The following is a 16,394-nucleotide window of genomic DNA, read 5'->3' as shown; positions in this document are numbered from 1 at the left end:
GGCCGCCATCAGTTCCGGCTCGGGAAGACGCCCTGCAGGGCGATGATGTAATTCATGGCCATCGACGGCTGCAGGTTGCTGTGCGGCTGGCTCCCCCCCTGGACCCCGCTGGTGGTCGGGTTGAGCGCCACCGGGGCCGCCGGGGTCCCGGTCGTGAAGGACGGGGCGAGCGTCGGCGGCCTGCCGGCCGCAAGCACGACCTGCGCGATGTTGCCGGTGTTGGCGGCCGGCGCAGAGGTCGACCCGGGCGTCGCGTCCATCGTCACGGCGACCGAATGGGCGTGGGACGGGATCTGCGCCACCGTGAGGGTGGTCGACTCGGAGCCGACCGTCTGCCCCGGCTGATAATTCGTGCCCGAGCCGGGCGCCTGCCCGGTGCCCAGCGGAACCCGGCCGCGCAAGTCGGGCAGTGCGAAGGTCGTCGTCCCGTTTCCTCCGTAAGTTGTTCCCAGGATCGCGAACAGGGCCTGGTTCTGGGCAATCGGCAGGATCTGTCCCTGGCAGAACGCCCATCCTTTCGGCGCGAAGGTGCCGGCGAACAGCATGATCTGTCCAATGTAAGGTGTCGTCATTGCCGATTTCCTCCAGTCAATAGGGTGCGATCCACGAGTGAAGTGGCAACAGACCCCGAAGTGTCTGTCGTGGGCGCGCTTTTGATCAGATAACAGAAATTTTGCGGGAGTAAACAGGATATCTGCGGGTAGAATAGAGTTTCATGGCACGCTATGAAGGCGTTCATCACAAGAAACGTGAAGCCCTAAGACGGATATGAAGAGAAAAATGTCGAAAAATCTTTGCTACATGATTGCTATCTAATGTTTTTAGTAAGAAATACAGCGGAAAAATATCTCCATGGACAGGTCGTCGAGTGTGATTTTTTCGCATCTCGCCTGCTTTTTTCCACCAGTTGGGGCCGCCATCGTATCTCTAACTTTGAATATCTGCGAGTGTCGGACAAGGCAAGACTGATGCAGGGGAGAAGGCGGGGTAAGCCACCAGATATCGGCCACCGCGAGGGAGTCGAAATCTCGGAGCGGGCCGCGCTTCGCTGCACGAACAGACCGCCATCTGAGGCGAGAGGGGCTTTCCACTGATCGACAGGGGTTCGGCTGAACGGACGTGACTTGCGGTTGGCGCCGCGGTGGCGCGCCGTCTCATGGCTGCATCGGCTGAAGCGGCCTCATCGTTGTGCGCAATCCAGGGAGTAAAGTGCGGCCATGGCGAATTACGGGCAGGTATTCCTCAACGGGGTATCTTCAAATCTCTTTGCCAACGGATCGACAAGGTTTGAACTTTTCACCGGCACGTTCCCGGCAACGGGGTCGAACTTGGTGGCGTACAACCAGGGCGCGGTCCTGCCTCCGTCGGGGACCGTGACGAACCCGCAATCGTTCTCCCTCTCAGGTTCGGTTCCGGTCGGTTCGACGACCTTCGAGCTCTACATCGTGGCTGCGGTTGCGGCCCCGACCGGACTGAGCCCGGTTCTGGTGACTTCGGACGGAACACAGTACACGAGTACGAACGGTAGTACTCCGGGCACCGTGTCGGACAGCAATACGACCGGATCCCCGATCACCGATTACACCTATACTTTCACCAACGTGAACGTTACGGCAAGTGCCGGTGCGACGGGTGCGACGGGTCCGACCGGCTCCGTCGGTGCGACGGGCGCCACAGGCCTGGGCGCGACGGGCGCTGCGGGTGCGACCGGTGCGACCGGTGCGATCGGCGCGACGGGGGCCACTGGATTGGGCGCGACGGGCGCCACGGGCGTCGCAGGCGCGACGGGGGCGACCGGCTCCACGGGCGTGGGGGCGACGGGCGCCACAGGGTCGGTGGGCGCCACGGGCGTCGGCGGAGCGACAGGCCCCCAGGGATCCACGGGCGCGGTCGGTGCCACGGGACCGGTGGGCGCCACGGGAACGGGTGCGACAGGAGCCGTCGGGGCTACGGGCTCCACCGGGGCCGCGGGCGTGACAGGCGCGACCGGGGCCACTGGGCCCGCGGGGGCGACGGGCTTGGCCGGTGCCACGGGACCGGCCGGTGCGACGGGCGCCGGCGGGGCGACGGGTGCCGGGGGCGCGACGGGTGTGGCCGGCGCCACGGGACCGGCCGGCGCGACGGGTGTCGGCGGGGCGACCGGCGCCGGGGGCGCGACGGGTGTGGCTGGCGCCACGGGACCAGCCGGCGCGACGGGCACGGGCGCGACCGGCCCCGCCGGCTCCACGGGCGCCGTTGGGGCGACGGGCGTTGCGGGAGCGACGGGTCCTGCCGGCGCGACGGGTGTCGGCGCCACCGGGGCGACCGGTGTCGCGGGGGCGACGGGCGCGACGGGCCTCGGTGCGACCGGAGTGGCCGGCGCGACCGGCCCCGCGGGCGCGACGGGCGCGGTTGGGGTGACGGGCGTAGCGGGAGCAACGGGTCCTGCCGGCGCGACGGGCGTCGGCGCCACCGGGGCGACCGGTGTCGCGGGGGCGACGGGCGCAACGGGCCTGGGTGCGACCGGAGTGGCCGGCGCGACCGGCCCCGGGGGCGCGACGGGCGCAGCGGGGGCGACGGGCGTAGCGGGAGCAACGGGTCCTGGCGGCGCGACGGGCGTCGGCGCCACCGGGGCGACCGGTGTCGCAGGGGCAACGGGCGTTGCGGGAGCGACGGGTCCAGCCGGCGCGGCGGGCGTGGGTGCCACCGGGGCGACCGGTGTCGATGGAGCGACGGGCGCGACGGGTCTCGGTGCGACCGGAGCGGCCGGCGCGACCGGCCCCACGGGCACCGCGGGAGCGACGGGTCCAGCCGGCGCGACGGGCGTCGGCGCCACCGGAGCGACCGGTGTCGCGGGGGCCACGGGCGCAACGGGCCTCGGTGCGACCGGCTCCGCGGGCGCAACGGGCACCGCGGGAGCGTCCGGTGTTGCCGGCGCAACGGGTCCTGCCGGTGCGACGGGCCTCGGTGCGACCGGCTCCGCGGGCGCAACGGGCACCGCAGGGGCGTCCGGTGTTGCCGGCGCGACGGGTCCAGCCGGCGCGACGGGCGTCGGGGCCACCGGGGCGACCGGTGTCGCGGGGGCCACGGGCGCGACGGGCCTCGGTGCGACCGGCTCCGCGGGCGCGACAGGCACTGCGGGGGCGTCCGGTGTCGCCGGCGCGACGGGTCCAGCCGGCGCGACGGGCGTCGGGGCCACCGGGGCGACCGGTGTCGCGGGGGCGACAGGCGCGTCGGGCCTCGGTGCGACCGGGGCGGCCGGCTCCGCAGGCGCGACAGGCACCGCGGGGGCGTCCGGTGTTGCCGGCGCGACGGGCGTCGGCGGCGCGACCGGCGCCACCGGCCCGCAGGGGGCGACCGGCGCCACCGGGGCGACGGGCGCGGTGGAGTGCTTCACCCGCGGCACCCGCCTGCTCACGCCGACGGGCGAGCGCTGCATCGAGGACCTCGCGGTCGGCGACCGCGTGCTCACGGCCGAGGGCGAGGCGCGGCCCATCATCTGGATCGGTCGGCGCCGGCTCGACCTGCGCGCGCATCCGCGCCCCGACCTCGTCTGGCCGGTGCGGATCCGGGCCGGCGCGGTGGCGCCGGGCCTTCCGGTGCGCGACCTGCTGCTCTCGCCCGGCCACGGCGTCGCCTTCGACGGCCACCTGATTCCGGCGGGCTCGCTGGTGGACGGGGCGGCGGTGACCGTGTGCCCGCGGGGGGAGATCGAGTACTTCCACCTCGAACTCGACCTGCACGCGGTGGTGCTGGCCGAGGGACTGCCCTGCGAGAGCTTCCTGGACGGCGGACAGCGGGCGGATTTCGAGGGCGGCGGTCCGGTGATGCGGCTCCACCCGGTGTTCCTGCCGCTGACCTACGAGGCGGCCTGTCTGCCGGTGGCGATCGGCGGCCCGGTGGTGGCGGCGGCCCGCGCGAGGATCGCCGCACGCGCCGCCGAGCAGGAGCCCGCGCGGGAGGCCGAGGCGCTAGGGATGGCGGCCGGCGGGGCCGAGTAGGCCATCGAGGAAGTGGACGAGCGGCACCCGCCGCTCGTGCCCGGTGAGATCGGTGGGCGCGGCCTCGGCCGCGCCCATTTGCGTGGCGCGATAGGCGGCCGAATCGAACACCCGGCAAGGATCGAGGTCGCGGGTGGCCCCGAGCCGCAGCAGGTGGCCGAACGGGTCTCGGTTCGGACCGATCTCGCGCCCGTGCCGAGCGAGGTAGAAGGGGATGTCGAACAATCCGTTGGGCGCCACGGCCTGCGAGCGGCGATGCGCGAGGTAGTGCGCGAGGCAGAGCTGGTCGTTGGGCACGCCGTAGGTGCGGCGGTACCAGGCCGGATTGAAGTAGGCGATCGGCCGGCAGCCCGCGGCCTCGCCGCCGCCGGCATAATGGGCGAGGGGATTAGCCTCGGGCGCATCGGCGAGGTAGCGGGCGCGGTACCAGCCGGGATCGAAGCAGAGGTTGGGCCGCCGCCCCTCGCGCCAGCCGAACCGGCAGAAATGCGCGACCGGGTCGACGCCCGCCCGCAGCACGTCCTGGCCCTCCATCAGGTAGTAGTTGAGGTCGAGGAGGCCTGAGCCGCGCACGAGCTCGGTCTCGCGGTCGAGGTCGGGAACGAGCCGGCGCGGCCGGAAGGTGAGCGGCATCGGTGGTGCGGTGGATCGGCCCCGGCGCGGAGGCCGGTGCCCCAGGGCTACGCGGATCGGGAAGCCGGTTCAACGGGCGGGATGCGGCGCCCGCAGCTCACGCCACTGCCGGCGCCGCCGGGCCGGTGCGGCACGCCGCGAACCTGAACCCGAGGTCGACGCGCGCCCGCGTGCCGGTGACCATCGGGTCGTGGACATCGCCCGGTTGCCCGATCCGAAACATCCGGTCCGCCGGGGCCCAGGCCCGTTGCCGAAGGACAGGGTGCGGCGGGCCGGGCTCCCCCCGCGGCGCGTCGTCCGCGTGGTCATCCGGCTGCCGCGCGGCGATGAGCGCGGCGGAGGCCGCCGCCGGGTCGCGGCACCGGACCTCGAAGCCAGCACCGGGTGCCGGCGAACATCCTCCCTGGCCGCGCCCGCCGGCCCCGGCTTTGGCGCCGACTGAATTTTGAATTATGTATCCGCTCATGACAGAGCCGGCCCTCGCGTCGCCGGGAGGGAGGAGCGATGCACGGATCTCTGGAGCGGGGCGCCGCCGCGGTCGCGTCCGATCTCGGGCGGCGCCTGCGCGGGGCCGTGGCGGGCGAGGTGCTGCTCGGCGCCCATGATCGCGGCCGCTACGCCACCGACGCCTCGATCTACCAGATCATGCCGCGCGGCGTCGTGCTGCCCCGGAGCGCGGACGACATCGCCGCGACCTTGGCGGTGGCGGCCGAGCACGACCTCCCGGTGATCCTGCGCGGCGGCGGCACCTCGCAGAACGGCCAGCCGATCGGCGACGGGATCGTGGTCGATTGCTCGCGCCACCTCGACCGGGTGCTCGCCTACGACCCGCAGGCCGGCACGGTGACGGTCGAGCCCGGCACGGTGCTGGAGCGCCTCAACGCGCGGCTCAAGGCCGACGGCTGGTTCTTCCCCGTCGAGCCCTCGACGGCGAGCCGCTGCACGATCGGCGGGATGGCCGGCAACAATTCCTGCGGCGCCCGCTCCCTGCGCTACGGCAAGATGGTCGACAACGTCCTCGGCCTCGACGGGCTCCTCGCGGACGGCACCGCCTTCTCGCTCTCCGCCGAGGGCGCGCCGGGCGCGGAGGCGCTGGCGGCGCGGATGCTGCGCCTCGCCGCCGCGGAGCGCGGGGAAATCGAGGCGCGGTTCCCGAAGGTTCAGCGGCGGGTCGGTGGCTACAACCTCGACGCCCTGCTCGGGGCGCGGCCGAACCTCGCCCACATGCTGGTCGGCTCGGAGGGGACGCTCGCGGCCACCACTGCCGTGACGCTCCGGCTGGCCCGGCTGCCCGCCCACCGGGTGATGGGCGTGTGCCATTTCCCGTCCTTCCGCGCCGCCATGGAGAGTGTCGCCGCCCTGGTGGATCTCGGCCCGGTGGCGGTGGAACTCGTCGACAACAACGTGCTGGTGCTCGGCGCCGACATTCCGCTGTTCCGCGCGACCCTCGCGGACATCACCCGCGGCAGGCCCGACTGCCTGCTCCTCGTGGAGTTCGCGGGAGAATCCCGGGCCGACCTCGACCGAGACCTTGCCCGCCTCGACGCCTGCATGGCGGATCGCGGCTTCCCGGGCGCCGTGGTGCCGGTCACGGAGCCCGCCCGCCAGCGCACCGTCTGGGGCATGCGCGAGGCCTGCCTGAACATCATGATGTCGATGCGCGGCGACGCGAAGCCGGTCTCCTTCATCGAGGATTGCGCGGTGCCCCTGGAGCACCTCGCGGATTACACGGATGCGGTCACGGCCGTCTTCGCCCGCCACGGCACAAGGGGCACGTGGTACGCGCACGCCTCGGTGGGCTGCCTGCACGTGCGGCCGATCCTCAACCTCAAGCAGGAGGCGGGCGTCGCCGCCATGCGGGCGATCGCGGAGGAGACCGCCGCGCTGGTGGCCCGCTTCCGCGGCTCCTACTCGGGCGAGCACGGGGACGGCATCTCGCGCTCGGAATTCATCGCGCCCCTGTTCGGGGCGCGGCTCGCCCGCGCCTTCGAGACGGTGAAGGACGCCTTCGACCCGGAGAATCGCCTGAATCCCGGCAAGATCGTCCGGCCCCTGCGCATGGACGACCGCTCCCTGATGCGCTTCCCCGAAGGGTACCGGGTCGAGGCGCCCGCGCCCGCCCTCGACTGGTCGGCCTGGGGCGGGCTCGGCGGCGCCGTGGAGATGTGCAACAACAACGGCACCTGCCGGGCGCTCGCGGGTGGCGTGATGTGCCCGTCCTACCGGGTGACCCGCGCGGAGGAGCACCTGACGCGCGGGCGCGCCAACACCCTGCGACTCGCCCTCTCGGGCCGGCTCGGGCCCGACGCGCTCACGGCGCCGGAGACGAAGCGCGGCCTCGATCTGTGCGTCTCCTGCAAGGGCTGCCGGCGCGAATGCCCGACGGGCGTCGACATGGCGCGGATGAAGATCGAGGTGCTCCACCACTACCACGCGCGGCACGGGCTGCCGCTGCGCGAGCGGCTGGTGGCACACCTGCCGCGTTACGCGGGCGCGGCGGCGCTCGTCGCGCCGCTCCTCAACCTGCGCGACCGGGTGCCGGCCCTTGCCGCCTTGAGCGAGCGGCTCCTCGGGCTCTCGGCGCGCCGCTCGCTGCCGCGCTGGGGCCGGCCCTTCGCGGAGACCGGGGAGGTGGCCCATCCCGCCGACCTCGCGGGCGGGTTCCGGGACGTGGTGCTGTTCGCCGATACCTTCAACCGCGCCTTCGAGCGGGAGACTCTGGAGGCGGCCGAGGCGGTGCTGCGGGCGGCGGGCTACCGTCTGCACCGGGTGGTGGCGCTGCGCGGGGCCCGGCCGCTCTGCTGCGGGCGCACCTACCTGGCCGTCGGCGACGTCGCCCGGGCCCGCGCGGAGGCGCGCCGCACGCTCGACGCGCTCCTGCCCTTCGTCCGGGCGGGCGCCCGGGTGGTGGGGCTCGAACCCTCCTGCCTGCTCACCCTCCGCGACGAGTTCGCGGCGCTCATTCCGGGCCCGGAGACCGCCGCGCTCGCGGAGGCGAGCCTGCTGTTCGAGGAGGTTCTGGCGCAGGACCTCGCGGCCGGCCGCATCGCCCTGCCGCTCGCCGACCAGGGCGGCCGGGTGGCGCATCTCCACGGCCATTGCCACCAGAAGGCCTTCGGGGCGATGGGGGCGGTCGAGAGCGTCCTGCGCCACGTGCCGGGCCTCGCCCTGCGCGTGATCGAGTCGAGCTGCTGCGGCATGGCGGGGGCCTTCGGCTACGGGGCGGCCACCTACGATGCCTCGGTGGCGATGGCGGAGCTGTCGCTGTTCCCGGCCCTGCGCGGGGCGGCCCCCGGCGACCTCGTGGTGGCGGACGGCACGAGCTGCCGCCACCAGATCCGCGACGGGCTGGACCGGGAGGCGATCCACGTCGCTCGCCTTCTCCACGGCGCGCTCACGCCGCGGGCGCGCGCGAATCTCGACAGAGGGACCGCGCTCCCCTAGACCATTCTCCGACGGCGCGGGCACCAGTCCGCCGCGGCAGGGTCGAAGGGCGGACGCGGGCGCGGAGCGGGCGTGACGACGTGACGGGGTCGCTCGAGACGGGGATCAGCCGCCGCTACCTCCACGACGAGGTGGCCGAGCGCCTGCGCGCGCTGATCCTCTCGGGCGAGCTGGAGCCGCGGGCGCGCCTCAACGAGATGCTGCTCACGGAGCGCTTCGGCATCTCGCGCACCCCTCTGCGCGAGGCGATCAAGATCCTGGCGACCGAGGGATTGCTGGAACTCCTGCCCAATCGCGGGGCGCGGGTCGCCAGCATCTCGACGGCGGAGATCGAGGAGATCCTGGAGGTGGTGGCGGCGCTGGAGGCGCTGGCGAGCGAACTCGCCTGCCGCCACATCACGCCGGCCGAGGTCGAGGCCATCGCGGCCGACCACGCGCGGATGCTGGAGGCGTGGCGGCGCGGGGACGACCCGGGCTACTTCGCGCTCAACCGCCGCATCCACGAGGCGATCATGGCGGCGAGCCGCAACGCGACGCTGGGCGCCATGTATGCGAGCCTCTCCGGCCGCATCCAGCGGGCGCGCTACGCGGCGCACAAGACCCCCGAGCAGTGGCGCCGCGCCGTCGACGAGCACGAGCAGATGCTCGCGCATCTGCGCGCCCGCGACGGCGAGAGCCTGGCAGCGGTGATGCGCCTGCACATCCGCGGCAAGAAGGCGGTGATCGCGGCGGCCTATGGCAGCGAGGCGGGCGAAGCCCCCTCCGACTCGCTCGCACCGTAAGCCCGCGCCGCAGGCCCGCTCGGCGCCGGGCTGCCCCGCACCGGCTCCGGATGTCCCATCGTATTCCCCGCCGCGGCGCCCCCGGACGATCGCAATCCGCGACCGCCCCGCCCGCTCACGGCGTATGGCCGATCGTCAAGCCCAGGACGTTTTTCGCCGGCTCATTGCAAAGGCCGGCGCGCGGCGTGTCAACGATCTGTCACAGACTGTTGCTACGCCACCGGCAACGTTAAGAAACAATTACTTTCCCTACGGAAAGTGATCAATCACGCGCTCGACCCGACTGGGAATTGCGCGCCGCTTTCGTTCGCCATTCCCCGGACTCTCTTCCGTTCCGCCGTGCCTCGCTGGCGCGGGGCCGGATGCGCGCGTCCGCCCACACGAGGACCGTTCCATGGCCACGACGCTCTCCGCCGGGGATCTCGCCATCATCGGCTACAGCGCCGATACCGGCGGCAAGTCCTTCGCCTTCGTGCTGCTGCGCGACGTCGAAGCCGGCACGGCGATCAACTTCACCGACAACGGCGTGAAGAAGGACGGCACGTTCCGCACCGGAGAGGGCGTCAAGACCTGGACTGCTCCCAATGGCGGCGCCACGGCCGGCACGGTGGTCACCTTCACGAACCTGACCGGTAACCTCAACCCCTCGACCAGCGGCGACCAGATCATCGCGTATCAGGGCACGAGCACCTTCCTGTTCGCGATCAACTTCGCGGACGGCAAATCGACCTTCGCGGGCGACGCGACGAATTCCAACACCTCGGCGGTGCCCCCGGGCCTGACCTTCGGCAAGACCGCACTCGCCTTCCCGCTCGACAACGGCGCCTATACGGGACCGACGAGCGGCACGAAGGCCGAGCTGCTGGCGGCGATCGCTGACGGCAGGAACTGGACGCAGGACGACGACACCCCGGTCGCCTACAAGACGGCCTTCACGGTCTCGTCCGCCGCCGCCGATACGACGCCCCCGACGCTGGTCGCGACCAGCCCGGCGGACGACGCGACGGGGACCGCCGCCGACGGCGCGATCGTGCTCACCTTCAGCGAGGCCGTGAAGGCGGGCTCCGGGTCGATCACCCTCACGGACGGCGCCGGCGACACGCGCACCCTCGCGACCGACGACCCGCAGCTGCGCTTCAGCGGCAGCACGCTGACGATCGCGCCCTCGACCGGCCTGCGCGCGGGCGCGACCTACCACCTGACGATCCCGGCGGGCGCCGTCACCGACCTCGCCGGCAACGCCTATGCGGGCCTGGCGAGCGGCGCCCTCGACTTCACCACCGCCGCCGCCGCCGCGGCCAGCCTCTCGATCGCCGCGGCCGACGCGGTCAAGGCGGAGGGCGATGCCGGCACCACGGCCTTCACCTTCACGGTCACCCGCGGGGGCGACATCAGCGGCGTGACCAGCGTGCACTACGCGGTGACGGGCAAGGGCGCGAGCCCGGCGGATGCGGCGGACTTCGCCGGGAGCACACTGCCGAGCGGGGACGTCACCTTCGCGGCGGGCGAGACGCAGAAGACCATCACGGTGTCGGTGGCGGGCGACACGAGGCCCGAGCCCGACGAGGGCTTCGCCGTCACCCTCTCGTCGCCGACGAACGGCGCCACCCTCGCCACCGCGAGCGCGACCGGAACCATCCAGGACGACGATTCCTACACGCATATCTACGACATCCAGGGCCGTGGGGCGACCTCGCCGCTCGCCAACCAGACGGTCACGACCCGGGGCGTCGTGACGGCCTTGAGCCTCGGATCGACCAAGGGCTTCTACATCCAGGACGTGGACGGCGACGGCGACGCGGCCACCTCGGACGGCATCTTCGTCTTCACGGGCGCGGCGCCGAAGGTCCACGAGGGCGACCTCGTGACCGTGACCGGCACCGTGAAGGAATACCGCCCGAACAACGCCGCGCCGGGCGCGCTCACCACGACCGAGATCACCGGCAGCTCCGGCAAACCCCTGGCGATCACGGTGACCGGCACCCACGCGCTGCCGCAGGCGGTCCTGATCGGCAGAGGCGGGATCGTCATCCCGAATTCCGACATCGCGGCGGCCAACGCGGTCTACGAGAGCCTGGAGGGGATGCTGGTCACGGTCGACGCGCCCCTCGTGGTCGGCCCGACCAATCACTACGGCGAGATCTTCACGGTGGCGAGCGGCGGCGCCGACGCGACGGGCCTCAATGCCCGCGGCGACCTCCTGATCCGCGGCGGCACGCCGAGCTTCGGCTTCACCGACACGCAGGGCGGCGACCTCAATCCCGAGCGCATCCAGATCGATCCCGGTCTCGGCGTGACCCTGCCCAAGGTCAATACCGGCGCGCGGCTGGCGAGCGTGACGGGCGTGGTCGGCTACAGCTTCGGCGACTACGAGGTGCTGGCCAAGGCGGCGCCGGACGTGACCCAGGCGAGCCCGCTCACCAAGCAGGCCGCGACCCTGACCGCCGACGCCACCCACCTGCTGGTGGCGAGCTACAACGCCGAGAACCTCGATCCGGGCGATGGGGCGGCGCGCTTCGCCACCATCGCGGACGAGATCCTGACCAAGCTCAACGCGCCCGACGTGATCGCCCTACAGGAAGTGCAGGACAATTCCGGGCCGACCGACGACGGGGTGACGGCGGCCGACCGGACGCTGCAGATGATCGTCGACGCGGTGAAGGCGGGCGGCGGCCCGGGTTACGCCTTCGTCGACAATCCCTTCATCGGGAACGACACCAATGGGGGCGAGCCCGGCGGCAACATCCGCACCGCCTTCCTGTACCGGACCGACCGGGTCGCCCTGGTCCCGGGCTCGCTCGCCACGATCGGTGCCGACGGGCGGGCGATCACATCCGGCCCCGACACGTCGCAGCAGCAGGACCGCAACAACCCCTTCTACGGCTCGCGTCCGCCGCTCTCGGCCACCTTCCGGTTCAACGGGCAGGACGTGACGGTGGTGAACAACCACTTCGCGTCGAAGGGCGGCAGCGCCGCCGCCTACGGCGACGCCCAGCCGCCCTTCGACGCCGGGGAGGTCCAGCGCGCCGCGCAGGCCCAGGCGGTGAACACCTACGTGGACGGCCTCCTCGCCGCCCATGCCGACGCCAAGGTCCTGGTCGCGGGCGACCTCAACGAATTCGGGTTCGAGCAGCCGCTCAGCGTGCTGAGGGGCGTCGCCAGCGTGTCGAACTACCGCGTGCCGGGCACCGATCCGAAGGCGGCGACGGCCGATTACGCGGCGGGGGGCACGCAGGTGCTCAACGACCTGCAGGACACGCTGCCGGCCGACCAGCGCTTCGACTACGTCTACGAGGGCAATGCCGAGACCCTCGACCACATGCTGGCCACGGACGCGCTCGCGGCGGGCGCCGCATTCCAGCCGGTGCACATCAATTCCGAGTTCTCCGACCAGACCAGCGACCACGACCCGCTGATCGCCCGCTTCAGCATCGCGCCGTGGCTCACCGCGCAGGTCACGGTGAGCGGGCAGGCGAGCTTCGCGCTGCCGACGGACGGCAAGCTGACGGTCGCCAAGGGGCCGGCGGTGCTGTGGAACCTGAAGCCGGCCACGACGGGCGCCAACGCGACGCTGGACAATGCCGGGGCGATCACGGCGACGCGCGGCCGGGCCATCGACACCGACAAGACGCCGAGCGGCGGCAACCACTTCACGCTCCTCAACCGGGCGGGCGCGAGCATCACCTCGCCGGGCGACGCCGTCCGCATCAACGCCGATCTGCCGAACGGCGTGGTGAGCGTGGACAATGCCGGCAGCATCCGCTCCACCGGCACCGGCGACGCGAACGGCCAGGCGCTCGACTTCGCCAACATCGTCTCGGCGAGCGCCGCGACCCGGATCGTCAACCGGGCGGGAGGCGTGATCGCGGCGACCGACGCGGATGCGATCCGGCCGGGCGCCAACGCGACCGTGGAGAATGCCGGGACCATCACGGGCGCCGCCGCGGCGGGCAGCACCGGCAATGACGGGATCGACTTCCAGGACACGGGCTACGGCACCGTGCACAACCTGACGGGCGGCACCCTCACGGGTGCGCGCCACGGCATCACCGGCAAATTGCCGATCACCCTCGTCAACGAGGCCGGGGCCAGCATCACCGGTCAGCTCGGCTCCGGCCTCAACCTCGACACCGCCCCGGACAGCACCGCGATCCTCACCAATGCGGGGACGATCACCGGGACGGCCGGCGGGACGTCGGACGGCGACGGGATCGACGTCGATGGCGGCGTGACGCTCGACAATTCCGGGCTGATCGAGGCGCTGGGGACCTGGAGCGGCGGCCTGTCCGAGGCGGTCACGGTCGGCGGCGGCACCATCCGCAACCGCGCGGGCGGCGTCATCCGCAGCGTGCAGCGCGCCATCACGGTGGACGACAGCAACCTCGGCAACGCGCCGCAGGCCACCGCGATCACCAACGAGGGCCTGATCGAGGGGAAGAACGGCGAGGCGATCGTCATCACCGACCTCTATTCCGACACGCTCACCAATGCCGGGACGATCCGCGGCAGCGTGGCCCTCGGGGGAGGGGACGACGTCTTCACCGCGAAGGCCGGGTCGTCCCTCACCGGCGCCGTCACGCTCGGCGACGGTGCCGACACGGCGACGCTGGAGGCCGGCGCGACCGTGACCGGCGCGATCGACGGGGGAGCGGGCGCCGACACGCTGATCAATGCCGGGACGATCACGGGTGATGTCGGCCTCGGCGACGGCGATGACACGCTGACGAATGCCGGCACCATCACCGGCACGATCGATCTCGGCGCCGGCAATGACACGCTGACCCTGACGACGACCGGCACCGTCACGGGGGCGATCGACGGGGGAGCGGGCGACGACACGCTCATCCTGACGGGACCCGGTGCGGCGACGCTGTCGAGCCCGGTCGCCCGTGTCGAGCATCTCGCGGTGGCGGGCGGCACGTGGGGGCTCGCCGCTCGCGGCGCGGGCTTCGCCGATATCGACGTGCGGTCGGGCGCCGCCATCGCCGGCGGTCTGGCGGTCTCCGGCGCGCAGCGGATCGTCGTCGAGGCGGGCGGCGCGGTCACCGCCTCCTCCGATCCGGCCCTGGTCTGGACGGGCGCGGCCACGGGCGCGGTCGTCGAGAATGCCGGCACGATCGGCGTCGACAGCCCCTGGAACTGGATCGAGAAGCCGGCCTTCACCAATGCCGGTCCCTACGGCGCATCGCGCGGCACCGGCTCGCTGAGCCTGACGAACCGGAAGGAGACCCGTCTCGGTGTGGTCGCGATCTCGGGCGATCTCGGCTCCGGCGGGTCGTTCTCCCTCGACAATGCCGGCACGATCACACGGGCCACCGCGACGACGCTGATCACGGTGGCCGATACCGGTGCCGCCCCCGTCATCCTCACCAATTCCGGCACCATCAGCGGCGCGGGCAAGGACGCGCTCCTCATCGACATCCGGAATGTCCAGGGCCTCGTCATCAGCAATTCCGGTGTCATCACCGGCTCGGCCACCGATCCCGACGATGCCGGCCGCGGGGCGATCGCGGTCGCCGGCACGGGCGGTTCCACGCTCACCAACACCGCCTCCGGCACCGTCACCGGCGGCATCGCGCTCGATTCGGGCGACGACGTCGTGACGAATCTCGGCGCGATCGCGGGCGGTCTCAGCCTCGGCGACGGCAATGACACGCTGATCAATGCCGGCACCATCGCCGGCCGGGTCGAGACCGGGGCCGGCGACGATCACGTCATCAACCGCGGCACGATCGAGGGCGACCTGATCCTCGGCGACGGGAATGACACGCTCGACGCCGTGACGGGCTCCTTCATCGCCGGGACGATCGATGGCGGTGACGGCTTCGACACGCTCAACCTGTCGGGTCCCGGCCGGGGCGAGATCGGCGGGCTCAGCCATGTCGAGGCGGTGAACCTGCTCAGTGGCGACTGGACACTCGACAGCGAGGGCGTCGCGGTGAATTTGGCGGAGGGCGCCCAGACCCTGCGCCTCGGGGCCGGGACGCTCGCGGACCGGCGCTTCGACGGGACCATCGCCGGGTTCGGCGTCGACGACCAACTCGACCTCGAAGGGATCGGCGCGGCGGCGCGGGCCACGCTCAATCGCCGGACCGGCATCCTGACCGTCCATGACGGCGCCACGCACACCCTCGCGCGGCTGACGCTCCAGGGTGATTATACCGACAAGGCGTTCCACGTCGCCTCGGACGGCACCGGCGGCACGCTCCTGACCGTGGCGCCGGACCTGACGCCGAAGCTTCGCGCGGACGTGACCCATGTCTCACTGTTCGGCAGCGTCCGGACGGATGCGGCGCACGGTGTCCTCGCCAACGATGCGGCGGTGGCGCCGGGCGCGCGCCTCTCGGTGTCCGGAATCGGCATCAACGGGCGGAGCGTGAGCATCACGCCGGGCGGGAGCGCGACGCTGGCCGGCACCTACGGCACGCTGACGCTCCGCTCGGACGGCAGCTACAGCTACGCCTCGACCCTGCCGGGGACCCTGGCGGTGTTCCGGCGGCCGGACCTCGTACCCTTCGACAGCTTCACCTACACGGTGAGCGATGGGCAGGGGCACCAGGCGGAGAGCCGGCTGACCGCCACGACGGTCGCGTCCTACCAGACCTATGTGGGCGGCACCGATGGGAACGACGTCCTGTCGGCGGCGGCGCTTCCCTTCCTGCCGCGGAGCCTGGGCCTGGCCTTCCCGTCGGTCCTCGACGCGGGCAATGGCGATGACCGCCTGACCGGCGGCAGCAGTCCGGACGTGCTGATCGCCGGCACCGGGCACGACACGCTGACCGGCGGCCAGGGGCCGGACACCTTCGTGTTCAAGCCCGATTTCGGCCAAGCGCTCATTACGGATTTCCGCCCGGGGCAGGACGCGCTGCAGTTCGACCGCGGCCTCTTCGCGGATGACGCCGCGGTCCGCGCGAACTGGACCCAGGTCGGTGCCGACCTGGTGATCGCCAAGGACGAGGACCACACGATCACCCTGCAGGGCGTCCAGGCCGGGAGCCTGCACCCGAGCGACATCCGCTTCGCGTGATCGGTCCCTGCCGCCCGCACGCGGCTCGGCCCCACGCCTGCGCGGCCGAGATCCGCCGCGCAGGCCGAGAATCCTGGTCCGCCGTCGCGGATGGACGCCCCAGGCGATGGGTGACGGCCGATCCCCGAAAGATGAAAAGCCCTCCGGCGACCACGGCACGAGCTGTGGTCATCGGAGGGCTTTCGCATGTGGACGGCGCGCTTGAGCGCTGGAATGATCGACGAAGCCGAGCAGCGATCGCGCGCGGGTCGCCGGACACGTGACGAGGGACTGCGTGGCGAGCGCTTGGGGCTCGCTGACCTGATCTTGGCAGGTCTGGCGGTGACCGACTCTCCCGTGCCTTAGGACACAGTACCATGGGCGCTGGAGGCTTTCACGGCCGAGTTCGAGATGGGATCGGGTGGAGCTTCCTCCGCATCGACCACCAGACCGGCCAAGATCAGGGTTGGGTTGTGCGTTCGGCGTTGTCTGGTCTTGGTGCGTGCCGCTCCGGACTGCCCGGACACGGATCATGAGAGACGATCAAGC

6 protein-coding genes and 1 rRNA gene are annotated in these 16,394 nt (G+C 72.2%); 4 read left to right on the top strand and 3 right to left on the bottom strand.

The window, feature by feature from the left end; all coding sequences use genetic code 11:
- Nucleotides 1-8 precede the first annotated feature (8 nt).
- Nucleotides 9-572 (bottom strand): phage tail protein, encoded by a 564-nt coding sequence (locus ACW9J6_RS00035; RefSeq protein WP_457114369.1) that lies wholly within the window; start codon nt 570-572, stop codon nt 9-11.
- A gap of 2,790 nt (nt 573-3,362) precedes the next feature.
- On the opposite strand from ACW9J6_RS00035, the gene ACW9J6_RS00030 reads away from it, so the two are divergent.
- The gene (locus tag ACW9J6_RS00030) at nt 3,363-3,980 is read left to right on the top strand and encodes a Hint domain-containing protein (RefSeq protein WP_457114368.1); all 618 of its coding nucleotides are present in this window, start codon (nt 3,363-3,365) and stop codon (nt 3,978-3,980) included.
- On the opposite strand, the gene ACW9J6_RS00025 is transcribed toward ACW9J6_RS00030, so the two are convergent.
- Nucleotides 3,951-4,613 carry a hypothetical protein gene (locus ACW9J6_RS00025; RefSeq protein ID WP_457114367.1) on the bottom strand — a complete coding sequence of 221 codons (663 nt, stop codon included), beginning with the start codon at nt 4,611-4,613 and terminating at the stop codon, nt 3,951-3,953. The genes ACW9J6_RS00030 and ACW9J6_RS00025 overlap by 30 nt on opposite strands.
- A 504-nt stretch (nt 4,614-5,117) precedes the next feature.
- Here ACW9J6_RS00025 and ACW9J6_RS00020 point away from each other — a divergent pair.
- The 3 genes from ACW9J6_RS00020 to ACW9J6_RS00010 all read left to right on the top strand — a co-directional run bounded on the left by ACW9J6_RS00020 (nt 5,118) and on the right by ACW9J6_RS00010 (nt 15,866).
- Nucleotides 5,118-8,057: an FAD-binding and (Fe-S)-binding domain-containing protein gene (locus tag ACW9J6_RS00020; RefSeq protein WP_457114366.1), complete on the top strand. Its 2,940-nt coding sequence runs from the start codon at nt 5,118-5,120 to the stop codon at nt 8,055-8,057.
- An 80-nt stretch (nt 8,058-8,137) separates the two neighbouring features.
- Nucleotides 8,138-8,839 (top strand): GntR family transcriptional regulator, encoded by a 702-nt coding sequence (locus ACW9J6_RS00015; protein WP_457114365.1) that lies wholly within the window; start codon nt 8,138-8,140, stop codon nt 8,837-8,839.
- Between the two features lie 394 nt (nt 8,840-9,233).
- A complete protein-coding gene (locus ACW9J6_RS00010) occupies nt 9,234-15,866 on the top strand; it encodes an Ig-like domain-containing protein (RefSeq protein WP_457114364.1) in 6,633 nt (2,210 codons plus the stop codon).
- Between the two features lie 313 nt (nt 15,867-16,179).
- On the opposite strand, the gene rrf is transcribed toward ACW9J6_RS00010, so the two are convergent.
- Nucleotides 16,180-16,295 (bottom strand): 5S ribosomal RNA (gene rrf / locus ACW9J6_RS00005).
- Nucleotides 16,296-16,394: the final 99 nt, after the last annotated feature.

Source organism: Methylobacterium sp. JK268, from assembly GCF_054052225.1.
Note: the sequence above shows the minus strand (reverse complement) of the source record. Positions and strands in the feature narration are given on the sequence as shown.

Coding starts and splice junctions, on each gene's coding strand:
- ACW9J6_RS00035 (WP_457114369.1), bottom strand. CDS start 572: ATGACGACACCTTACATTGGACAGATCATGCTGTTCGCCGGCACCTTC.
- ACW9J6_RS00025 (WP_457114367.1), bottom strand. CDS start 4,613: ATGCCGCTCACCTTCCGGCCGCGCCGGCTCGTTCCCGACCTCGACCGC.
- ACW9J6_RS00020 (WP_457114366.1), top strand. CDS start 5,118: ATGCACGGATCTCTGGAGCGGGGCGCCGCCGCGGTCGCGTCCGATCTC.
- ACW9J6_RS00010 (WP_457114364.1), top strand. CDS start 9,234: ATGGCCACGACGCTCTCCGCCGGGGATCTCGCCATCATCGGCTACAGC.